The following is a 21,667-nucleotide window of genomic DNA, read 5'->3' as shown; positions in this document are numbered from 1 at the left end:
ATATCTCTTTACTTTTTTTAATTAACCCTTGTTTGAGATCTTTGATAAATCACATATTTGAAGCATTATATTTGAGATGTTTTTTATCAGGGCAAGTCTATTTCTTTTAAGTTCTTCATCATCTACCATTACCATCACATTGTCAAAGAACTCATCTATAGGTTTTCGTAAATATACTACTTTATCTAGTGCTTTATCATATTCTTTAACTTGTATAAAGTCATGAACTTCATCTTTAATCTCTCTATATACCTTATACAATTGAATTTCTTCTTCCTCTTGTAATAGATCTCTTATGATTTCATCACTTTCAGCTTTTTCTGCTATCTTTATAACCCTATTAAAGGCTGCTAATATCTCATTCAATTCTTCTTTTTCAACCCATTTGTTTAATTCTTCTAGCCTAATAACAAGGTCAGTGATATTATCATTGCCGGTACTTTGTACTGCATCTACCACATCGTATCTTATACCCTTGTCTATAAACATATTTTTCATTCTTCCATTAAAGAATTCTACTATTTGAGTTTTGATTTTATCAAAATCAAAGTATAACTCATTCTCAATATATATTCTTAATGAAGTCTCTATATATTCATTTAATGATAAATCTAAGTTTTTGTTTAGAATTATATTAATGATACCTAATGCCTGTCTTCGTAATCCATAAGGATCTTGACTACCAGTAGGTTGTATTCCTATAGCAAAGCATCCACAGATAGTGTCTAGTTTATCAGCTATACTTATAACTGCTCCAGCTGTAGTGGTTGGTAATTCATCTTCAGCAAATCTAGGAAGATAATGTTCATATATGGCTAAACTTACAATTTCGTTTTCACCAGATTTCATTGCATATTCTCTACCCATTATACCTTGTAACTCTGTGAACTCGTTTACCATTTTAGTAACTAAATCAGCCTTAGCTAAATTACTAGCTCTATCTATATTTTCTTCTGTTTCATCTCCTAATTCAAGGCCTTTAGCAATCTCTATAGATAGTTCATTTACTCTTTTAGTCTTATCATATAGTGTTCCAAGTTTTTCTTGATATACTATAGTCTTTAGGTTATCTACATAACTTTCTAAATTACCTTTTAAATCTTCGTTATAGAAGAATTTAGCATCTTCCAGTCTAGCATCTAATACTTTTTCATTACCTTTAGTAACAGTATCTAAATGCTCTTTGTTTCCATTTCTAACAGCAATAAAGTATGGCATTAATTTATTGTTATCATCTACTACTGGAAAATATCTTTGATGTTCTTTCATTGGTGTTATTATAGCTTCCTTAGGCAATTGAAGATATTCTTCTTTAATTCTTCCAATTAAAGGAGTTGGATATTCTACTATATATGTTAATTGATTTAATAACTCATCGTCCTTTAGTAAGTTTCCACCTTTTTCTTTAGCTAACTTTTCACAACCAGTTTTTATTAATTCTTTTCTTTTCTCTCCATCTACTATCACAAAGTTTTCTTTAAGTTTTGTGAAGTATTCCTCCACATTTTCTATAGTTATGTTATCTGATCCTAAGAATCTATGACCTCTTGTTTTGTTTGATGGAACCAAACCTTCTAATTCAAATTCTACTATCTCATTATCTAATAAAGATATTAGCCACCTTATAGGTCGTGCAAATTTAATATTCTTTCCTCCCCATCTCATAGGTTTAGGGAAATGAATATTCTTAATGTAATCTGGGATATGTTTTGTTAATATTTTAGTAGTCTCTATACCTTTGACTTCTTTATTGGCATATACATATTCTTCACCATTAAATTCTTTTATAATGATATTTTCTATGTCTACTCCCTGTCCTCTTGCAAATCCTAATAAGGCCTTTGAAGGTTCCATAGAATCATTGTATGCTATTCTTTTTGAAGGTCCTTTTACCATCTCTGCTAAATCTTCTTGTAATCTATTAATCCCTTCAACTAAAACTACAAGTCTTCTTGGGGTTCCATAAGTATATACATTTTCATAGCTTATTCTATTTTCATCAAGGATTTTTTCCATGTTGTTTTTCATCTGATTTAAAGCATCTTCCATAAATCTATAGGGTATTTCTTCCGTTCCTATTTCTAAAAGATATTTACTCATTATCTTCCCTCCTTTAATAATGGGAATTCTAGTTTTTCTCTCTTTTCTACATATTTAGAAGCTATTAATTTAGCTAGGTTTCTAACTTTGCCGATAAAACTTGTTCTTTCTGTAACACTGATGGCACCTCTAGCATCTAAAATGTTAAAAGTATGGGAACACTTTAATACATAATCATATGCTGGATATACTAAATCTTCTGCTATTAACCTTGCTGCTTCCTTTTCATATGTTTCAAATAAATCAAATAGCATATCTTTTTCTGCTTTATCAAAACTATATACTGAATGCTCATATTCAGCTTGTTTAAATATCTCACCATATTTTATATCTTTTGTCCATTGAATATCAAATATATTATCTACATCTTGTAAGTACATAGCTATTCTTTCTAATCCATAGGTTAGCTCTGCTGATTCTAATTGACAATTAAGTCCACCTACCTGTTGAAAATAAGTAAATTGAGTTATCTCCATTCCATCTAACCAAACTTCCCAACCTAGACCCCATGCACCTAAAGTAGGAGCTTCCCAGTTATCCTCTACAAATCTAATATCATGTTTTAATGGATCTATACCAATAGCTTCTAAACTCTCTAGGTATAATTCTTGAATATTATCTGGAGATGGTTTAATTATTACCTGCATTTGATGATGCTGATATACTCTATTTGGATTTTCTCCATATCTTGCATCGGTTGGCCTTCTAGAGGGTTCTACATATACTACTTTCCAAGGCTCTGGACCTAATGCTCTTAAAAAAGTATTTGGGTTCATAGTTCCTGCACCCTTTTCCACATCATAGGATTGCATTATTACGCAGCCTTTTTCACCCCAATACTGTTGTAATTTCATAATAAGATCTTGTAAATACATTTTTTCTCCTCCTTTGTCTACATTTATTAGACATAAAAAAACCCTTCATCCCTATATAGGGACGAAAGGTTACTTCCGCGGTTCCACCCTATTTGGTACCTAAGTACCCACTTAATAAGATTGCTCCAAAGTGCCTTCGAAAAACTTATCATATCAGGCTCACACCTTCCCTGACTCGCTAAAATGATAGTATTAGTCTACTACTCTTTATCACAGCAATAAGTGTTATATATAACTAATTTAGCAAATAATCATTGAATTGTCAACATTAAATCTTATTATCATCATTATCTTTAGTATAATCTTCTGCATTCATATAATCTTCTGTATATTCACTAGTAGATGTGTCCTTATTTCTTCTCATAATTTTATCTACTGTTTTCCCTGCCATCTCATTTAAGTTCACCACTTCGCCATCTTCTTTGACAATTTCAATTGTAGTTCTTGAAATCATTGCAGCAGCAATACCTATAGCTGATAGTTGAGGAGCTAATACTGCTCCTATGGCTCCTGCAGTAACAGGAATATTCATAATAACTTCCCCGTCTTTTTTAAGTATTATTTTTGTGATATTTCCCTTTTTAACTATCTCTTTTAATTTAGAGATTACCTCTTCACTTGTTTGATTGATATTAAAGTTACTTCCTTTATCATTATTCTCAATATCAATTAGTGCCTCTACAATATCTCCATTGTGTTTTTCTAGGATTTCTTTAGCCTCTTTATAGCTTGCTCCAGTCCGTTCTCTAATAGTGTCGATTTTTTCTAAACTTATATCCATATTTACACCTCCATATTAATCTTCTACAGCATTTATAAATTTTAGTGAATTGAAGTAGGTTTTATCAATATTTTTAGATATATACAAACTGAGTATATTTTCTATCTTTTTTAGAATATTATCTTCTATTTCGATTTCAAGTATATTCTCGAAAGAGCTAAACAAAAGAAATTTCATTATATTGGCAATCTCTATATTGATATTATTACCATATCTATCAATACCTCTACATTTTTCGCATAATACTCCACTGTGATTTATGCTGAACTTGATATTATCATTTAAATCTTCATGACAATTAACACAATTTATTAAATGTGGTCTATAGCCTAAGTAACTAATAAACTTTAGTTCAAAAGCTCGAACTATTTGTCTGTATTTAGTTTCCTTCATTATTAAATTTAATGTTTTAACTAATAAGCCAAATATTTTGGTGTTAGATTCTTCTTCTACAACTCCACTATTTACTAACTCTACAATATACGAAGCATATGCTAGTTTTTTAAGGTCTTCTCTTAAAGGATAATACGAATCTATTACATCCCCTTGATTTACATTGTAGAGATTTTTCCCTTTATATAATACAAAATCGCTTAAACTAAAGGTTTCTGTTGAACCAACTAGTTTACTTTTAGGATTTCTAACACCCTTTGCTACAGCTTGAACTTTACCTTGTTCCTTTGTAAATATTGTTATTATCTTATCAGAATCATTAAGCTTAGTCCCTTTTAATACTATCCCCTGAAGTTTATATAACATTAATTCACCTCTAACTAACTTTGGATATCAGAAGGTTCCTCATTATCACTTTCTGTATCTTTCATTTCATTATCATTAATTGCATCTATACAATATAAATAGTCATCTATTTTCCCTGTTGCTTCAAATATTTTCCACATGTCATTTCTTAACATAGCCATCCTCCCATATATATAATATATATTTAGTTTACGGTGAAAGAAATGAATTATACTTTACAAATAGTGTAAATTAAAAATAATGCCTTCTATCTATTGTTTATAACCCATACGTTTTACTAAATTTTCTTTTTCTCTCCAGTTTTTATTGACTTTTACCCAGAGTTGTAAGTTAACTTTAACTCCTAGGAATCTTTCAATGTCTTCCCTAGCACTTTTCCCTATTCCTTTTAGCTTTCTCCCACCTTTACCAATGATTATACCCTTATGAGAGTCTTTCTCACAATAAATTGTAGCATGAAGATCAATCAAATCTTTGTCTGGTCTTTCTTTCATCATTGTGGTATCAACTGCTATTCCATGGGGAACTTCTTGTTCTAAGTATCTAAGAGTTTTTTCTCTAACAATTTCAGCTACTATAATTCTTTCTGGTTGGTCTGTTATCATATCCTCTGGGAAATATTTAGGACCTTCTGGTAGCAGACTTTCTATTTTTTTCATTAATTTATCTATATTCTTCCCATTTATCGCTGAAATAGGTACTATATCTGCAAAATCATGTCTTTTTTTATATTTTTCTATTATTTTATTTACTTCATCCTTTGATAATTTATCCATCTTATTTATTACTAGTATTTTAGGTATTTTTATATTGTTAAGAGATTCTAGTATTCTTGAATCTCCTGGCCCCATTTCTAAACTTTCATCTACAACCCAAATCAATACATCCATATCTTGTAATGCCAATGATATTTCTTTACTCATAAATTCATCTAATTTATTTTTAGGTTTATGTATTCCTGGAGTATCAACAAATATCATTTGACTATTATCTGTAGTATGAATTGTTTGTATCTTATTTCTTGTTGTTTGAGGCTTATCTGATATGATAGATATCTTTTCCCCTATTATATGGTTTAATAATGTAGACTTTCCTACATTTGGTCTTCCTATTATTGTTATAAATCCTGACTTAAATTTTTTCATTTTTATCATCCTTTGTTTTATCTTCTATTAGATCTTCTGGCCCAAAACTATATGGTAATAATTCTTTTAGGGTGAATTCTTTGTATTCTTTTTCATTCTTAACTATATATATTTTCAAATCATGGGAAAATTCTCTCATTACTTGCCTACATACTCCACAGGGAAAAGTGTATTCTGAATCTCCTGTTATTGCTATTGCTTTAAAATCCATATCTCCTTCTGAAACTGCTTTAAAAATTGCTGTTCTTTCAGCACAGTTAGTTGGTGTATAACTAGCGGATTCTATATTGCAACCAGTATATATTTTGTCATCCTCAGTTAGTAGAGCTGCTCCTACTCTAAACCCAGAATAAGGTACATAAGCCATCTTTTTTGATTCTAATGCTGCTTTTATTAATTCATCTTTTTTCATTATGACACCACCTATTTTATGAAATTTCTACTTTTGGGTTGATTGGAGTTACTTGTATCCATGTAATCCCTGGGTTAAGTATTATTTCCTTTACGTCTTCATCATAATACTTAGTTTTAGATTCCCTTGAGGTCTTTTCCCAAGTTATATTTATATATTTACCTCTTGTTATATAAGTTCCTTTACCTTTACCTACTATGTCTATTTGTAATCTTCCTTGATCATCTAAAACTTGTGTTTTAGCTTCTTGGATGATTATATTAGTAGATGTTAATATAGTATTATCATATTCATCTAGATGTTTTTCGCCATCTTTGTATCGCATATATAGGCTTAATTCCTCATCATACTTATAACTAGTAATATTATCAGAATCATAATGTATGGATATATCTTTTGCTACATCTCCATCGATATCTTTACCTTCCTTATTAAAAGAAAAGGAGTTAAATTCAGCTTCCTTATTAAAATCTTTGTTTTCTGCATATTCTCTTATTGATTCCATAGAAGTATATAAGTTATGAGGAGCTTTTTTACCTACATCATTGTTTCTATAAAAAACAGATCCTGCAGCACCAATTGCATCTACATCAGCAATCCCCAATTCTCTTATTTCTTCTTTAGCTTGAGGACTTCCTCCAGCATGGGCATAAATAGCATCATATTCTAAAAGGGAAGATAAGTAATATGGTCTAGCACTTCTAAGTGGTCCTATTACTTCTGGATCATTTATCAAGTAAATTCCCATATACCTAGTTATTTTACCCTCAACTAAATATTCATATGCTATTTCAGCTTCACTTAACCCAGATTGCCATCTGGCATTTTTATGGTTATCAAACATTATAGCTACTGGTCTTCTATTTATTTTGCTTTCTTCAGTGTTTATTCCGCTTAGTGGCGATGTTATAGCACTTGACTTGTCTTTATCATTGTTGTTATTTTCTTCATTATCCTTTTGCTCTTCTTCTGATTGATTATTATTTGGTTCTTGTTGATTAGTATCTTCATCATTATTACAACCAACACTTCCAACTAATACTATTACTAAAAATAATATGATCAATATTTTTTTCATTTTACATACCCCCAAGTATTAATTAAATTGTTATTTCTACTAACTTCACTCTTCTATTAACTACTTTTTTAACCACCATCTTTATACCTCGTTCTTCTAAAGTATCTCCTTGTTTTGGAACTCTACCTAGAGTACTAAATATGTATCCTCCCAGGGAGTCAAAGTCATCCTCTGGGAAGTCTGTGTTAAATAACTCATTAATATCCTCCAGGGATACTTCAGCTTTTATGTGATAAGTAGTTTCATCAATTTTTTCAATCATATCTATATCATTATCATACTCATCTAATATATCCCCTACTATTTCTTCTAATATATCCTCAATGGTTACTAATCCTTCTGTTCCACCATATTCATCTAAAACTATCGCCATATGTACTTTATGTTGTTGAAGTTCTCTTAGAAGTTTATTCACTTTTTTTGTTTCGGGAACATAGTATGGTTGACGCATAATATCTATGATTTTTGTCTCATTTATATCCTTTTGTTTATATCCTATAAAAGGCAATACATCTTTTGCATATAATAATCCTACTATATTATCAATATTTTCTTTATATACCGGTATTCTAGAATGTCCATTTCTAGTTATTTTTTCTAATGCCATTTCCATAGATGCATCTTCAGATATGGCAATAATATCTATTCTTGGAACCATTACATCACTGACATCTATATCATCTATTTCAAAAATGTTTTCAATCATTTCTTTTTCATGAAGTTTAACTACACCTTCTTCTTCTCCAACATCTACTAATGATCTAATCTCTTCTTCAGTTACAAAGGGTCCAGTATAGTTTACATTACCACCTAAAATTTTAATTATAAAACCAGTTATTGAGTTAAGTACAATTAATATAGGTTTAAAAATTACTGATAGTGCTTCTAATGGTCTAGCAACTATCATAGATACTTTCTCAGGATTTTGAGCAGCAAAGGTTTTTGGTGTTATCTCACCAAAAATCAATATTAAAATAGTCATTACACCTGTAGCTATAAGAGTGGAACTACTTCCCTCAAAAAATTCTACAGTTAGCTCTGTTAATATTGCAGTTGCTAATATATTCACCACATTATTTCCAATTAAGATTGTAGATAATATTGTATTTATTTTTTTCTTTATTCTCTCTAAAAGTCTTGCCTTTTTTTCATTTGTTTCTCGAAGTTGTCTTATTTTAGCAATCTTTAAAGATGTTAATGCAGTTTCAGAACTAGAAAAAAAAGCTGATAACACTAGAAGTATTGCTAAAATCAGTATTCTTATTGATATTAAAGTGCCAGTCATAATGGACCTCCTATATGTAGATTATAATAATTGAAATATTAGTACTGTTACTAATATACCCAATAATGCACCATTAATGACTTGGAAAAAAGTATGAATCTCTCCCTCTATTCTACTTTGACCCACCAAAATTGACAATAAAAAGCTTAATGTTGCAATTAATATATTTTCACTTAAAAAAGTTATTACTGTAGATACTGTAAATGATAATGCAGTATGTCCACTAACGATACCCCCTTTAAAAGGGGTTCCTGAGTGAGTAAGAGTTTTTATAACGATGGTTACTATTATGATAAGTAAGATGCATATAAAGGTAATATGAACAGGAGAACTCCTTATTTTAAATAATATAGATTTTGTAAAAGGATTTATACGATAAAAAAACAACAGATATCCTACCATTATTGAGTTCATTGCTGCAACTAAAACAGCCCCGGCTGCTACATTTTTAGCAATTTTAGCTAATGGATGGAAATCCTCAGTAAACATATCTATGGTTTTTTCTATTGCTGTATTGAGCATTTCTGCGATTATTACTAATGAAATAGCAAAGAATAACAATAATAATTCAACTTTAGAAAAGTTAAAAAACAAACTTAAAAATAATATTATTATCATCATAAAGAAATGAATTCGCATGTTTCTTTGTGTTTTTAACGTATAGATAATTCCTTCTACTGCATAATTGAAACTATCTATTAATCTCTTCACTTAAATTACCTGCTTTCCTATTAGTTTTTAAAAATTCCTAAATTCTTCATTATTTGTTTTTCTTTATTTCTCATGATTTTCTTATCTTCTTCATTCATATGATCATATCCCATTAAATGAAACATACTATGAGCTGTTAGATATGCTATTTCCCTTCTTAAACTATGATTGTAATCCTCGGCTTGTTCTTGAGCCTTTTGAGCAGATATAACGATATCTCCTAATATAGGTACCTGTCCTTCAATATTAATATCATTCTCATCTTCCATTGGAAAAGATAATACATCAGTTTCTTTATTTTTACCTCTAAATTTAGTATTTAAATCTTTTATTTCCTTATTATTAACAAATGATACACTTATTTCATAATCAGTACCATAGTCTTCGTACTTCAAACATTCTTCTACTACACTATTTATTGTTTGTTCTATATCCACTTCTAATAATATTTCTGTTTGTCTATTATCTATATATACTTCCATATACCTCTTCCTTCCTTATTCTAATATTAATATTAGGTTCTTCATATGAACTTTTAAATATACCTTGCTATTTTTTATTAGATTCAACTTTATTTTCATGGATTTCGTAAGCTTCTATAATCTTTTGAACTAATCTATGTCTTACCACATCATTTTTATTTAAATAGATAAACTCTATTCCTTTAACATCTTGAAGAATGTTAGTTACTTGTTTTAATCCAGAAGCTTTACCATTAGGTAAATCTACCTGAGTTATATCTCCTGTTATAATTGCCTTTGATCCAAATCCTAAACGAGTTAAAAACATTTTCATCTGTTCTGCTGTGGTATTTTGTGCTTCATCTAATATTACAAAGGCTGAGTCTAATGTTCTTCCCCTCATATATGCTAAAGGAGCTATCTCTATTAATCCTCGTTCTCTATTTTTTAAAAATGCTTCACCACCAAATATATCGAAAAGAGCATCATATACTGGCCTGAGATATGGATCCACTTTATCCTGTAAATCTCCTGGTAAGAATCCAAGTTTTTCACCAGCTTCTACAGCAGGTCTTGTTAAGATTATTCTATCAACTTCTTTATTTTTAAAGGCTTGAACTGCTTTAGCTACAGCTAGATAAGTTTTACCAGTTCCAGCAGGACCTATTCCAAAGACTATGTCGTTATTCTTCATTGAATCAATGTATTTTTTTTGTCCTAATGTTTTTGGTTTAATAGTTTTTCCTGAGAATGTTATACATACAGCATCATCTAATAAATCATTCATTTTATCTTCATTTCCTTGATATACAAGTTTAGTAGCATATCTTATTTGTTGGGTAGTTAATTCCCCTTCAACCTTCACAATTTCTATAAGTTTTTGTATTAAAGCCTCAGCTAAATTTACATCATCTTTTATTCCTATTATTCTAATCTCTTCTTCTCGAGATACTATATCAACATTAAATTCTTTTTCTATAAGTTTTATATTTTCATCAAAATTTCCATAAAGTTCTCTTGTAAAATCCTCATTTGTTATTTTAATTTTCTTCTCAGTAACTTCCTTTGACAATATTACTCCTCCTCATATTTCTCTATTTGGTTTTGTATGTATTCCTTTTTCCCTATATCCTCAATTAATTCAATTTTAATTTTTGCTATTAAGAAATTATCTTTTGTTTCAAAATCTATCTCTTTAGATAAAACCTTGCTATCTTCAGGAATTTTCTCCATTGCTTCTTTAGTGATAATTACATTAAGGGATTCCTTTAGTGAATCTACATTTTGTTTAACTGTCTTTATTTCAACTTCTCTATATTCATGAGTCACAATATTAAATGGTATAACCGAATAAAATCCATTTTCTTTATCATCTATAAACTCTAAATAGTCTTTAAAGGGTATATCTCCATTTTTCAAGTGAATACTTTTATTACCTATTTTTAATTCTCTTGAGAAGTACTTTTCTCCAGTTTCTTCTTGGATTTGTTTAATAATAGGTTCTTTTATTGTATTATAATAATAGGTTCGAGCCAACACTTCCCCTTCTGAATGAACTAATAGTATATTTTCTTCTGAATCATTCTGCACTATTCCAGTTATAAGTACTTGACCTTCTTCAACAATTTCACCCTTTTCCACTACAGCATTCCCATTTTTTGCTATAACTTTTTCTATGACTGCTTTTTTATTAGCTACAATATTACAAGGTTTATTTTTATCTATTTTATCATCTTCAGTATAAAAACTTCTCTTTTTAACTTCTACTACCAAATTTGTTCCTTGAATATCTATATCTACATAGGCAATATCATCAAATTTTTTCAATATATCAATTTGTAGTTCATCTTCATTAACTATAGATTTTTTTATCCCGGTTTTTATTCCTTCTTTATCTAAATATTCTATTAATTTTCCTTCATCAAAATCTTTACTCCCAACTATTTCTATATTCCAGATAAATGAGGTTAAAAAAAAGATTACTCCTATCATTAGGATAAATCCCACAACTAACATCTTTCTTCTTTTTAGTTTATTTAATACAAAGGGTAATCCTTCCTTAGATATTACATCAAACCTACAGCCAGCTTTTATAATTATCTTTTTTAACTCCTTAAATCCTTTTATACTAACTTTAGCTTCTAAAGTAGTATAATCAAATCTATCAATATCCCAAAGATAAATATCGTTTAAAGTGGCTAAATTGATGAATCTCTCAAGGGTTAGTCCTTCAATTCTAATAATAACATATCCACGAAAATAATTCCATAATCTAATGATTAACATGCCTTCACCCCTATTACATAAACTCTATATTAATAATTTCTCCAGTTATTACAACTTCTTCTGACACTATATTTTTAATTATCATTTTCTTTCCTATTATCCTTATGATTCCTATCTTGCTATTGATTCTGATCCTCTCTTTACTATACTCTACTATACCTTTATGGTTCTCTATATATAATTGAATATTTCCTATCATTGTAATTTTAGGTAGATCTAAAACTATCTCTTTTGGTAATTCCAATGCATCTGCTAAATTGTTTTTAAGATTATCTATCTTTTTACTCATTCTGCTACCCTCCTCCATAATTAAATTTATGCTTATTTTTTTTGTACTATTACAAAAAGAGGAGCAACCTTTTAAGGTTACTCCTCTTTTAAAACACTTTATAAATTATTCAGATTTAATTAGTTTTATTCTTTAATGCTTTAGGTGGTGATAAGATTTCTGACATTATTATTCCCTTTACTAATTCTCTTTTATCGAACTTTAGATCAATATCATTATTTCCTATCTCATTGTCTTTGATGACATCTTTATTTCTAACTACTCTCTGTTTTTGTTCATTTACTTTATTCCTGTCTACACTTCGTCTCTCTTTAGTCACTCTAGAGATTAATTCTTCTTCATCTACTCTTTTAGTTATATTTCTCTCTGCAGATAATTTTCTTTCACTATCAGAAGGGTTTTGTGTATTCAATTTTCTATCTAAAGTCCTTTTTACTTCATTTATTCTAGCTTGCACTGGAGACTTTTCTATTTTTTTAACTTCTTCTTTGTCTCTGTTTTTATTATCTATGCTTTGGGTATTTCTTTGTTTTTCTACTTTATTCTTATCAGAAAAACTTTTAAGCAGTGCAGGTCCTAGAAGAATCAATAATGGAAATATTAAATCTAATATATCCATGAAATCACCTAATCTCTTTTATTGTTGTCATTTTCTTTATTAATACCTGAAATAGACTCTCTCATATTTGTATCTGCTAATATATTTTTCATATTATAATAGTCCATAACTCCTATATTTCCTTGTTCTAAAGCTCTTGCTAATGCTCTTGGTACTTCAGCTTCTGCCTCAACAACTTTAGCTCTTTGGAATTGAACTTCCGCTTTCATTTCTTGCTCTTTTGCCACAGCCATCGCTCTTCTTTCCTCAGCTTTAGCTTGTGCTATTCTCTTATCAGCCTCTGCTTGATCAGTTTGTAAAGTAGCGCCAATATTTCTTCCTACATCTACATCAGCTATATCTATTGATAATATTTCAAAAGCCGTTCCTGAATCTAAACCTTTGTCTAATACATTTCTAGATATACCGTCTGGATTTTCAAGTACTGCTTTATGAGTTTCCGCACTACCTACCGTAGTTACAATTCCTTCACCAACTCTTGCAATGATAGTTTCTTCCCCGGCTCCACCAACAAGTCTTTCAATATTGGCTCTAACTGTTACTCTAGCCTTTGCCATAACCTCAATACCATCTTTAGCTACTGCAGCAACTTTAGGTGTTTCAATTACTTTAGGGTTAACACTTACTTGAACAGCTTCTAATACATTACGACCTGCTAGGTCGATAGCTGTAGCTCTTTCAAAGGGTAATGCAATGTTTGCTCTCTGTGCTGCTATAAGAGCATCTACAACTGTATTAACATTACCTCCTGCTAAATAGTGTGCCTCTAATTTATCTACATTTATATCTATACCAGCTTTTGTAGATTTTATCATTGGATTTACAATTCTTGATGGTATTACCTTTCTTAATCTCATACCAACTAATGTAAATAATCCAATTTTTACTCCTGAAAAATATGCTGTTATCCATAATCCTACAGGGATAAAACTAAATAATAGCGTTAAGAATATTAAAACTCCAACTATAATTACTCCTAAAATTATTAAACTTTCCATACAAATCCTCCCTTATTATAATTCAATTTTTCTAACAACAACTTTTGATCCTTCAATTTTAATAACTTTAATTCTCTCCCCTTTCACTATAAATTGTCCTTCTGTTACTGCATCTAATCTATCATCTTCAACAACTATAGTTCCTGAAGGTCTTAAAGTTGTCAGTGCAATACCTTCTTTGTATAAATATTTCCTATTGTCAATTGCACTAGAATATCCTGAATTACCTTCTTGCTTAGTATTTAATATAATCTTATCAAAATATGGGCTTTTTTGTCCATACTTTATAAACAAATATGCCACTAGGATACTTACGACTATTGCTATAACAACTGATATTATAGCAATTTCTATATCAGGGGATGCTAATACAATTCCTACACCTATACAGGCTATTCCTCCTATCCCTGGTACTCCAAATCCAGGAGCTATTGCTTCTATTAATAGTAATATTATACCTACTATAAATATAAGTAATGCAGCCCATCCAGTATTTCCCACCAGTAAGTTGCTTCCAAAATAGAGCGCAAAGGCTATTATAGCTACACTTCCTCCAGCTCCAAATCCTAATGTGAATATTTCCACCACAATAGCTAAGAATCCTATTATCAGTAATAGACTCAATACATATGGATTAACAATAAATTTAGCTATTCTAGTAATAAAATCCATTTCTGATGTTCTTATTTCATCATAATCAATATTTAGATCTGCTAATAATTCTTCATAGTCATTTGCTATGATATCTGCTAAATTTAGCTCTTTGGCTTTTTCATAGTTTAAGTTTAGCAGTCTACCTTCTTTAACTATTCCTTCTATTTCTATGCTCTTATCCGCCATGGATGCTATTAATTCCGGATCTCTACCTTTTGTAATGGCAGTTGACCTTAGCTCTTCTACCCAATAGGATAGAGTCTTTTCCGTGTTTGGGATAGGCTCAGCAGATCCTATTGTAGATCCTTTAGCCATAACTACCTTATCACTTGCTATAGTTAATAATACTCCTGCTGATTCTGCCTTGGTATTTACAAAAGAGATAGTTGGAACATCTAATTCAACTATTAATCTTTTAATTTTTTCTGCTTCAGTTATATATCCTCCGTAGGTATCAATTTCAAATATAATTGCCTTTGGATTTAAATCCTCTATGTTTTTTAACTCTCTTTTTACAAATTGGTATGTAGCTTTATCTATTTCACCCTTTATAGGAATTACAAATACATCCTCATTAGTTTGAGCAAAGATAATCATTGAGTTAAAGATTAAGAGAAAAATAATGCTTATAATTATAAATAATCTTTTTAATTTCATATTTAACCTCCCCCTAGCTTATTAATTCTATTATATACCATAGTTATATTATTTTGTATGAAATAATATAATTGTAATATTATTATCCCTATAAAAAAATAATCCTAATCATAAGATTAGGACTTTTTTCAAAAAGGAATTATCTATATATTCAGTTTAGATGCAGCAGCTTCATCTAATATAAAGATAGTGTTAGGGTGAAGCTGTAAAACTGATGCTGGTACATTAGGAGATATGCTTCCTTCTATTGTCTCTTTAATTACATCTGCTTTTTCTATTCCACTAGCTATCAATATGATTTTATCTGCATGCATAATATTCTTTATCCCCATGCTTATTGCTTTTTTAGGAACATCTTCGATGTCATCAAAAAATCTAGAGTTAGCTTCTATAGTTTCATCATCAAGATCCACTAAGTGAGTACAGGCTTCAAATTTTACATCCGGTTCATTGAATCCTATATGACCATTTCTACCAATCCCTAAAATCTGTAAATCTATATCTCCCATTCCTTGAATAAGGCTATCATATCTTCTAGCCTCTTCTTCAATATCTTCTGCCATTCCATTTGGTATATGAGTGTTCTCCGGTTTTATATTTATATGATTAAAGAAGTTTTTATCCATATAGTATTTATAACTTTGCTCATTCTCTCCTGATATTCCGTAGTATTCATCAAGATTAAAAGTAGTGACTTCTTTAAAGTCTATTATTTCTTCTTTATACATTTTTATTAATTCTTTATACATTCCCAAAGGAGTGTCTCCTGTAGCAAGACCTAATACACAGTCATTTTTCATATTTATCTGACTAGATACGATTACTGCAGCTTTTTTACTCATAGCTTCATAGTCTCTTACCTTAATTATCTTCATATTTAACAATCCCTTCAACTACGGTTTTTTTAATGTTTATGTTTTCATCGAATATTACAATATCTGCGTATTTTCCTTTTTCAAGACTGCCTCTATTCTCATCTTCTACAATTACTTTGGCAGGATTTAAGCTTGCTAAGTGCACACTTTCATACAATGATAGTTCACTATTATTATAGACATTCTTAATAGCTTCATTCATATTTAGGACACTACCAGCTAATGTTCCATCACATAATCTAGCACTATTATCTTTAACAGTGACTTCTTGACCTCCTAAATCATATTTTCCAGACTTAAGACAAGAGGCTCTCATTGCATCAGTAACAAGGACTATCTTCTCAGACCCTTTAATTTTATTTACGATATCATATATTGATTTATGAAGATGTATATTATCTGCAATAATCTCTGTACTGATGTCTGTATTCATTATAGCACCAACCGCTCCCGGTTCTCTATGATGTAATGGAGTCATTGCATTAAACATATGAGTACTATGTTTTACACCTCTTTTTATAGCCTCAGTTGCTTCTTCATAGGAAGCATTAGTATGACCTAATGAAAGAGTTATAGTTTTGTTTTTAATAACTGCTTGTAAGAAATCAAAGTTTTCATCTTCTTCTGGTGCATAGGTGATAATTTTAATTATATCTATATAATCTTTAATCAAGTTATATTCAGGTTTTTTTATGAACTCTGAATTTTGAGCACCTTTATACTTAGGACTAATAAATGGTCCTTCTAGGTGAGCTCCCAAAACTCTAGCTCCTTTTAGATTTTTACTCTGTGCTTCCCTTATTACATCTAATGATTTATAAATAGATTCTATATCCATTGTCATAGTAGTAGGTAGAAATGATGTAACACCATTTTTCAATATAAAATCACTAATATTATCAATAGCTTCAAGCTCTCCATCCATTGTATCATATCCCCTAGATCCATGGATATGTATATCAATGAAACCTGGAGATACATAGTTTTGTTTAGCATCTATTACATTTATATTTTCATCCTTAAATCCATTCTTAGGAATAATATCTACAATTTTTTCTTCATAAATAAGAACATAATCCTCAATAACTCTACTAGGAAGAATTATCTTACCATTTATAATAGCATTCACTGTATCCCTCCTCTATTACTTGTCTCTGAAAGCTCTATTACTAAATTTGTATCTGTCTCCTCTATAAAAGGATTTCGTATATTGAAGAGGTACATTTTCCTTTAAATATGTTATAGATTTAATTAAAAGTAACGGTGAACCCGCTTTTATCTCTAAATGTTTTGCTGTTGATTCAAAGGCTAGAAGTGCTTCAATCGTTTGATCTGAATATAATATATCAAATCCTCTAGATTTCAAATCCGCAAACATAGATTTTTCAATATCTTTTATTTTTAAATTTGGTGTGAAATGAAATGGTCTAATTACTATTTCATATCCCCAAGGTTCATCATCAGCAAATCTTATTCTCTCTATTCTAAAAACCAAGTCTTTTGGATTTATCTGTAATTTTTTAGCATGACTTTCAGTAGATTCTATTACTTCCATGCTCAATACTTTAGAGTGAGGACTTTTACCTAATAGTTCCATATCCTCAGTAAAACTCGTTAATCCTAAGCTATCTTTAATTATCTTCTTATCGGAAACATACGTACCGCTTCCTTTTATTTTATATAAGTAACCTTCTCCAACAAGATTACTTATAGCTTGCCTAACTGTTACTCTAGTAACTTTAAACATTTTAGCTAGTTTAGGTTCTGAATAAATAGTTTCTCCATTTTTAAAATTTCCATTTTCAATATTAGTTTTAATATATTCTTCAATTATTTGATATTTATGCATATTAGACATGGTATAACTCCTTTACTATATAAAAATACCTCTAGTCCATAAATAAGCTGTTACTCCAAATAGTATAGCAAATTTTATATATCTAGTTCTAAATAGGTTCTTATCTTTACTGTTACCATCAACAAAAGTCAATACATAAGCAACTATTCCACTTGATAAAAAAGTATTAAAAATTATCATTAGTATATCCTCATTAAATCCTAATCGAGCAATGAAGTTTACTAGTAATAAGTTAATAAAACCTATACCCAGCATTATAAGGATAGCGCCTTTTATGCTTATTTTCACAAGTTTATTATCCATTTTTCTACCACCTTTAACTATAAGTTATATCACCTAAAACCACATAATCTTTAGCCCCTGTTGCAGACTTAACATTACTCTCAATATTATTCAGACATTCATTACCTAGAATAGCAAAAGCAAGAGCCTCTTTAGAAAAAGAATTCATACCATGGTCTTCCATAGTAGAAACTTTTACCTCTTTTAAGTGACCTTGTAAAGATTTTAATAAAGTAGAGTTATATGCTCCTCCTCCACAGAGAATCAATTCATCTAATTTTAATTTATCTAATACAAATGATTTGTAGGCTTCTGCCATAGTCAATGCAGTGAATTCAGTTGCAGTGGCAATTAAATCCTCAGAAGTTACATCAGGGTTTTCACCAATTAATTTCCTTACATAGTTCATGCCAAAATCTTCTCTACCTGTTGATTTAGGAGGTAACTTTTTTAAAAATGAATGATTCATCATCTTCTCTAAAATTTTATAATTTATCTTTCCACTTTTTGCTACCTGTCCGTCTTTATCATATTCTAATCCTTTTAACTCCATACAAAGACCGTCTATTATCATATTTCCTGGTCCAGTATCAAAGGCTAGTATATCGTCTTTTTTTCCTGTAGACGGTACTATAGTGGTGTTAGCAATCCCACCAATATTGTGTATTGCTATGTTTTTTTTATATTTACTAAATAATATATAATCTAAATAAGGAACTAGGGGCGCGCCTTGTCCGCCTGCAGCAATATCTCGTCCTCTAAAATTAGATATAACTGTAGTTTTTGTATTGTATGCAATTATAGATGGTTCACCAATCTGTAATGTAGATGGAACATAATTTTTCACATTATAAGGATTATGATATATTGTTTGTCCGTGAGATGCTATAAAGTCTATATTCTCAATAGGAATATCTGCTCTATAGCATAATTCAATACAGGCATCTGCAAATAATTTCCCTAATTTATAATTTAGACTACATATTAAAGCTACATTAGATTTCTCTAAGTCCATGCTATCATGTATTTCTCTCTTTATATCTTTAGGTATAGAATAACAATTAAAAAACTTTTCTTTAAATTTTGTATTTATTCCATTACCTTCAATTTCTACCAAGGAACTATCTATTCCATCTAGACTTGTACCACTCATAAGTCCAATAGCATACTTCATATTATTACATCCCTTCTAAAACTCTTTTACCAATATTAAATCCTCCAAATACTGGATCTATATCTAATCTGTTGATGGAGACATTTTTTGAAAGTATATTATTTAACGACTCTTTAATATTATTATAATAAAAATCATTTTTCATTACTAATCCCCCAGTTAAAACAATTTCTATAGGATTATCTTTATTGAAGTTGGCATTATAAAAATTATAAACTTGATTAGATAGATTTTTAATCTCATTATTAATTATATCACTGAGTATTTTCTTTCCATAGTTACTTGTTTTATTAGAAGTCAACCACTCAAATACCCGAGGAGATAGTTTAGCTACTTCTCTTTTATCTTCTAAATAAACAATTCTCTTAATATTAGAAAATTCCTCTAATTTATAAAATACTTTTATTTTATCACTTAATTCATTATTTTCTTTTTCATATTCATCTATAGCAGCTCTAATAGTTTCTATAGATAACTTATATCCTGAGGCATAATCTTGTAGTATATGTCCCCAACCACCTGCCATTTTCAATGTATTTCCTTTTACAGTTATTAAAGAAGATCCTGTGCCGATTATTCCTAAAATACCTGGTTTATCTTTAAAGTGAGAATAATATGCTACCTCTAAGTCTGTCATTAAAATTATTTTTTGATTATATTTTTGTTGTAAATCAGTTTCTAGTTTGTTCTTTATCCATAACTCTTTAGTACCAGATATTCCTAAAATGCAAATACTATCTTTTGTAGATTTATCCAAAAGTAAATTAAGAACTTTACATATATTATTAAGACTTTCCTCATAATTAACTAAAGGATTAGAGAAACCCGCCTCTACCACTTCTAGGATTTCTCCACTATCTGAATATAGAGCCCCTTTAGTTTTAGTTCCACCACCGTCTATTGATATTATTTCATACATTTTTTAACCTCTTCTAAATACAAATTTCTGCCATGGTTTAATATAATCAAGTAAGAATATCTCCTCTTCTTTAATTCTCCCTACAACATTGCTTTTTCCTGAGTTTTTCATATCATTTAAAGCTATCTGTAATTCTCCTGCATAATGTCCATATTCGCTAGATTCTATGATAATATCACCTTTTTTTATATCTTTAGGATTAAATATATCAAACTTATGACCTTTATACTTAACTCTTGATTGAGTAGATCTAATAAAGTTATCAGATATATCTCCTCTATTAAAATGAAACTCATTTAACACTATTTTTTCTTCTATTTCAGGTATATCTGAAACTAGATTAACATCAAAGGTTACTAAGTCTCGTCTTAAACTTCCTAGCTTTTTTATTTCATCTTCTGTGGGATAACAGTTAGAAATTATTATATCATCAATTAAACCATTAAGTGCAATGTAGTGCTTTGCTTGAACATCCATAGGTAATTCTCTGTGCATTTCTAATGTAGGAAGACCATCTGTCACTGGCCATGGTCCAAAAGTATTTTCATTTTGTGTTGTTATAAAAGCAGCAGTGCGTAATCCGTACTTCTTAAAATTATTTGTGCACTCTAAAAAGTGGTCATAATTAAGTCCACTGTAATTATGAGGATAAAAATTATGACACCCTATTAATTTTTCTTTATTAGGCATATAATCCATTATCAAATCAACATATTTAGTGTTGTTGCTCATGTTAATTTCTATCATTAAACCTTGTTCATTAAAGGTCATTAAAGATTCTTCATTTCCAGTGAAGCCCATATCTAATCTTATGCCATGAGCACCTATCTCTTTAAAAAAGGAAAGATCTTTATAACTAATATTAAGATCACTAAACACCTTAGGACTAACATCTGCTACAACCATCATTCCTTTAGAACTTGCATAATCATTAATATTTTTAAATTTTTCCACTAATTCATCCTTATCTTCTTTATTTACACTTAAAAGACAAGTAAATATTCTATCAAATCCATTATTAGTAGCTAAATCTATATATTCTCTCATTTCTTCTAAACCACTTTTTTCTGGATATATAGAGATTCCTAATTTCCCCATAAAAACCTACCTCTCATCCATTTTTTTATACATCTTTATAAATCTTTCAATTAAATTCTTCTCAGACATTGCAGTCATAAGATGGTCTTGAGCATGAATTAGAATTATATTTACACTCACTGGATCACCTGCTGCTTCTTGATGAATCATCTTTGTCTGTAGTTTATGTGCTTCTTTCATCATTTTATTTGATTCTTCTATTAGTTCATTTGCTTTATCAAAGTCTCCTTCTTCTGCTTTATCTAATGCTTCATAAGCAAGACCTTTAGCATCTCCTGCATAAGATATTATTCCAAAAATTTGTTCTTCATTCATTTATAAATACCTCCTAAATTTGGTTATAAGATTAGC

25 protein-coding genes and 1 other annotated feature are annotated in these 21,667 nt (G+C 29.7%); all 25 genes read right to left on the bottom strand.

Annotated features, from left to right (window positions below; genetic code table 11):
- Positions 1-21: 21 nt before the first annotated feature.
- Positions 22-2,100 (bottom strand): glycine--tRNA ligase subunit beta, encoded by a 2,079-nt coding sequence (gene glyS / locus GOQ27_RS00465; protein WP_203364843.1) that lies wholly within the window; start codon positions 2,098-2,100, stop codon positions 22-24.
- On the bottom strand, positions 2,100-2,975 hold the full coding sequence (gene glyQ, locus GOQ27_RS00460) for a glycine--tRNA ligase subunit alpha (RefSeq protein WP_203364842.1): 876 nt from the start codon (positions 2,973-2,975) through the stop codon (positions 2,100-2,102). The genes glyS and glyQ overlap by 1 nt, the downstream gene beginning before the upstream one ends.
- A gap of 54 nt (positions 2,976-3,029) precedes the next feature.
- Positions 3,030-3,198: a binding site (T-box leader), on the bottom strand.
- Positions 3,199-3,243: 45 nt separating this feature from the next.
- The gene (locus tag GOQ27_RS00455; RefSeq protein ID WP_203364841.1) at positions 3,244-3,756 is read right to left on the bottom strand and encodes a DUF4342 domain-containing protein; all 513 of its coding nucleotides are present in this window, start codon (positions 3,754-3,756) and stop codon (positions 3,244-3,246) included.
- A gap of 15 nt (positions 3,757-3,771) precedes the next feature.
- Positions 3,772-4,515, bottom strand: coding sequence for a DNA repair protein RecO (gene recO / locus GOQ27_RS00450; RefSeq protein WP_203364840.1), 744 nt, complete (start codon positions 4,513-4,515; stop codon positions 3,772-3,774).
- 14 nt (positions 4,516-4,529) lie between these two features.
- Positions 4,530-4,670 carry a hypothetical protein gene (locus GOQ27_RS00445; protein ID WP_203364839.1) on the bottom strand — a complete coding sequence of 47 codons (141 nt, stop codon included), beginning with the start codon at positions 4,668-4,670 and terminating at the stop codon, positions 4,530-4,532.
- 96 nt (positions 4,671-4,766) lie between these two features.
- On the bottom strand, positions 4,767-5,660 hold the full coding sequence (gene era, locus GOQ27_RS00440; RefSeq protein ID WP_203364838.1) for a GTPase Era: 894 nt from the start codon (positions 5,658-5,660) through the stop codon (positions 4,767-4,769).
- Positions 5,647-6,072 carry a cytidine deaminase gene (locus GOQ27_RS00435; RefSeq protein ID WP_203364837.1) on the bottom strand — a complete coding sequence of 142 codons (426 nt, stop codon included), beginning with the start codon at positions 6,070-6,072 and terminating at the stop codon, positions 5,647-5,649. Before GOQ27_RS00435 ends, era begins: the two co-directional genes overlap by 14 nt.
- 16 nt (positions 6,073-6,088) lie before the next feature.
- On the bottom strand, positions 6,089-7,150 hold the full coding sequence (locus GOQ27_RS00430; RefSeq protein WP_203364836.1) for a DUF3048 domain-containing protein: 1,062 nt from the start codon (positions 7,148-7,150) through the stop codon (positions 6,089-6,091).
- Between the two features lie 22 nt (positions 7,151-7,172).
- Positions 7,173-8,435, bottom strand: coding sequence for a hemolysin family protein (locus GOQ27_RS00425; protein WP_203364835.1), 1,263 nt, complete (start codon positions 8,433-8,435; stop codon positions 7,173-7,175).
- Between the two features lie 21 nt (positions 8,436-8,456).
- Positions 8,457-9,146 (bottom strand): diacylglycerol kinase, encoded by a 690-nt coding sequence (locus GOQ27_RS00420; RefSeq protein WP_203364834.1) that lies wholly within the window; start codon positions 9,144-9,146, stop codon positions 8,457-8,459.
- 20 nt (positions 9,147-9,166) lie between these two features.
- Positions 9,167-9,628, bottom strand: a complete 462-nt coding sequence (ybeY, locus tag GOQ27_RS00415) for an rRNA maturation RNase YbeY (RefSeq protein ID WP_203364833.1) — start codon at positions 9,626-9,628, stop codon at positions 9,167-9,169.
- 67 nt (positions 9,629-9,695) lie between these two features.
- Positions 9,696-10,679 (bottom strand): PhoH family protein, encoded by a 984-nt coding sequence (locus GOQ27_RS00410; protein WP_203364832.1) that lies wholly within the window; start codon positions 10,677-10,679, stop codon positions 9,696-9,698.
- Positions 10,680-10,681: 2 nt separating this feature from the next.
- The gene (gene yqfD / locus GOQ27_RS00405; protein ID WP_203364831.1) at positions 10,682-11,893 is read right to left on the bottom strand and encodes a sporulation protein YqfD; all 1,212 of its coding nucleotides are present in this window, start codon (positions 11,891-11,893) and stop codon (positions 10,682-10,684) included.
- Positions 11,894-11,906: 13 nt separating this feature from the next.
- On the bottom strand, positions 11,907-12,182 hold the full coding sequence (gene yqfC, locus GOQ27_RS00400; RefSeq protein WP_203364830.1) for a sporulation protein YqfC: 276 nt from the start codon (positions 12,180-12,182) through the stop codon (positions 11,907-11,909).
- A 115-nt stretch (positions 12,183-12,297) separates the two neighbouring features.
- Positions 12,298-12,801: a hypothetical protein gene (locus GOQ27_RS00395; RefSeq protein WP_203364829.1), complete on the bottom strand. Its 504-nt coding sequence runs from the start codon at positions 12,799-12,801 to the stop codon at positions 12,298-12,300.
- Positions 12,802-12,809: 8 nt separating this feature from the next.
- Entirely contained in the window at positions 12,810-13,799 is a 990-nt protein-coding gene (gene floA, locus GOQ27_RS00390; protein ID WP_203364828.1) for a flotillin-like protein FloA, read from the bottom strand.
- Between the two features lie 15 nt (positions 13,800-13,814).
- Positions 13,815-15,110 (bottom strand): NfeD family protein, encoded by a 1,296-nt coding sequence (locus GOQ27_RS00385; protein WP_203364827.1) that lies wholly within the window; start codon positions 15,108-15,110, stop codon positions 13,815-13,817.
- A 143-nt stretch (positions 15,111-15,253) separates the two neighbouring features.
- On the bottom strand, positions 15,254-15,985 hold the full coding sequence (gene nagB, locus GOQ27_RS00380; protein ID WP_203364826.1) for a glucosamine-6-phosphate deaminase: 732 nt from the start codon (positions 15,983-15,985) through the stop codon (positions 15,254-15,256).
- Positions 15,972-17,114, bottom strand: coding sequence for an N-acetylglucosamine-6-phosphate deacetylase (gene nagA / locus GOQ27_RS00375; RefSeq protein WP_203364825.1), 1,143 nt, complete (start codon positions 17,112-17,114; stop codon positions 15,972-15,974). Before nagA ends, nagB begins: the two co-directional genes overlap by 14 nt.
- A gap of 15 nt (positions 17,115-17,129) precedes the next feature.
- On the bottom strand, positions 17,130-17,843 hold the full coding sequence (locus GOQ27_RS00370) for a GntR family transcriptional regulator (protein ID WP_203364824.1): 714 nt from the start codon (positions 17,841-17,843) through the stop codon (positions 17,130-17,132).
- Positions 17,844-17,858: 15 nt separating this feature from the next.
- On the bottom strand, positions 17,859-18,146 hold the full coding sequence (locus GOQ27_RS00365) for a hypothetical protein (RefSeq protein WP_203364823.1): 288 nt from the start codon (positions 18,144-18,146) through the stop codon (positions 17,859-17,861).
- 13 nt (positions 18,147-18,159) lie between these two features.
- Positions 18,160-19,299, bottom strand: coding sequence for an anhydro-N-acetylmuramic acid kinase AnmK (anmK, locus tag GOQ27_RS00360; protein WP_203364822.1), 1,140 nt, complete (start codon positions 19,297-19,299; stop codon positions 18,160-18,162).
- Between the two features lie 4 nt (positions 19,300-19,303).
- Complete coding sequence (locus GOQ27_RS00355; RefSeq protein ID WP_203364821.1) at positions 19,304-20,218, bottom strand: BadF/BadG/BcrA/BcrD ATPase family protein; 915 nt, start codon at positions 20,216-20,218, stop codon at positions 19,304-19,306.
- A 3-nt stretch (positions 20,219-20,221) separates the two neighbouring features.
- Positions 20,222-21,316 carry a DUF871 domain-containing protein gene (locus GOQ27_RS00350; protein ID WP_203364820.1) on the bottom strand — a complete coding sequence of 365 codons (1,095 nt, stop codon included), beginning with the start codon at positions 21,314-21,316 and terminating at the stop codon, positions 20,222-20,224.
- A gap of 6 nt (positions 21,317-21,322) precedes the next feature.
- A complete protein-coding gene (locus GOQ27_RS00345; RefSeq protein WP_203364819.1) occupies positions 21,323-21,631 on the bottom strand; it encodes a PTS lactose/cellobiose transporter subunit IIA in 309 nt (102 codons plus the stop codon).
- Positions 21,632-21,667: the final 36 nt, after the last annotated feature.

The organism is Anaeromonas frigoriresistens (assembly GCF_016820655.1).
Classification (GTDB): Bacteria; Bacillota; Clostridia; order Tissierellales; family SIT17; genus Anaeromonas; species Anaeromonas frigoriresistens.
The sequence above is the reverse complement of the archived record's forward strand: the minus strand, read 5'-3'. Positions and strand labels throughout refer to the sequence as shown.

Coding starts and splice junctions, on each gene's coding strand:
- recO (WP_203364840.1), bottom strand. CDS start 4,515: ATGTTATATAAACTTCAGGGGATAGTATTAAAAGGGACTAAGCTTAAT.
- ybeY (WP_203364833.1), bottom strand. CDS start 9,628: ATGGAAGTATATATAGATAATAGACAAACAGAAATATTATTAGAAGTG.
- nagB (WP_203364826.1), bottom strand. CDS start 15,985: ATGAAGATAATTAAGGTAAGAGACTATGAAGCTATGAGTAAAAAAGCT.
- GOQ27_RS00365 (WP_203364823.1), bottom strand. CDS start 18,146: ATGGATAATAAACTTGTGAAAATAAGCATAAAAGGCGCTATCCTTATA.
- GOQ27_RS00445 (WP_203364839.1), bottom strand. CDS start 4,670: ATGTTAAGAAATGACATGTGGAAAATATTTGAAGCAACAGGGAAAATA.
- GOQ27_RS00345 (WP_203364819.1), bottom strand. CDS start 21,631: ATGAATGAAGAACAAATTTTTGGAATAATATCTTATGCAGGAGATGCT.
- glyS (WP_203364843.1), bottom strand. CDS start 2,100: ATGAGTAAATATCTTTTAGAAATAGGAACGGAAGAAATACCCTATAGA.
- era (WP_203364838.1), bottom strand. CDS start 5,660: ATGAAAAAATTTAAGTCAGGATTTATAACAATAATAGGAAGACCAAAT.
- GOQ27_RS00370 (WP_203364824.1), bottom strand. CDS start 17,843: ATGTCTAATATGCATAAATATCAAATAATTGAAGAATATATTAAAACT.
- GOQ27_RS00355 (WP_203364821.1), bottom strand. CDS start 20,218: ATGTATGAAATAATATCAATAGACGGTGGTGGAACTAAAACTAAAGGG.
- anmK (WP_203364822.1), bottom strand. CDS start 19,299: ATGAAGTATGCTATTGGACTTATGAGTGGTACAAGTCTAGATGGAATA.
- GOQ27_RS00430 (WP_203364836.1), bottom strand. CDS start 7,150: ATGAAAAAAATATTGATCATATTATTTTTAGTAATAGTATTAGTTGGA.
- GOQ27_RS00425 (WP_203364835.1), bottom strand. CDS start 8,435: ATGACTGGCACTTTAATATCAATAAGAATACTGATTTTAGCAATACTT.
- GOQ27_RS00435 (WP_203364837.1), bottom strand. CDS start 6,072: ATGAAAAAAGATGAATTAATAAAAGCAGCATTAGAATCAAAAAAGATG.
- GOQ27_RS00350 (WP_203364820.1), bottom strand. CDS start 21,316: ATGGGGAAATTAGGAATCTCTATATATCCAGAAAAAAGTGGTTTAGAA.
- yqfC (WP_203364830.1), bottom strand. CDS start 12,182: ATGAGTAAAAAGATAGATAATCTTAAAAACAATTTAGCAGATGCATTG.
- GOQ27_RS00455 (WP_203364841.1), bottom strand. CDS start 3,756: ATGGATATAAGTTTAGAAAAAATCGACACTATTAGAGAACGGACTGGA.
- GOQ27_RS00385 (WP_203364827.1), bottom strand. CDS start 15,110: ATGAAATTAAAAAGATTATTTATAATTATAAGCATTATTTTTCTCTTA.
- GOQ27_RS00395 (WP_203364829.1), bottom strand. CDS start 12,801: ATGGATATATTAGATTTAATATTTCCATTATTGATTCTTCTAGGACCT.
- floA (WP_203364828.1), bottom strand. CDS start 13,799: ATGGAAAGTTTAATAATTTTAGGAGTAATTATAGTTGGAGTTTTAATA.
- yqfD (WP_203364831.1), bottom strand. CDS start 11,893: ATGTTAATCATTAGATTATGGAATTATTTTCGTGGATATGTTATTATT.
- glyQ (WP_203364842.1), bottom strand. CDS start 2,975: ATGTATTTACAAGATCTTATTATGAAATTACAACAGTATTGGGGTGAA.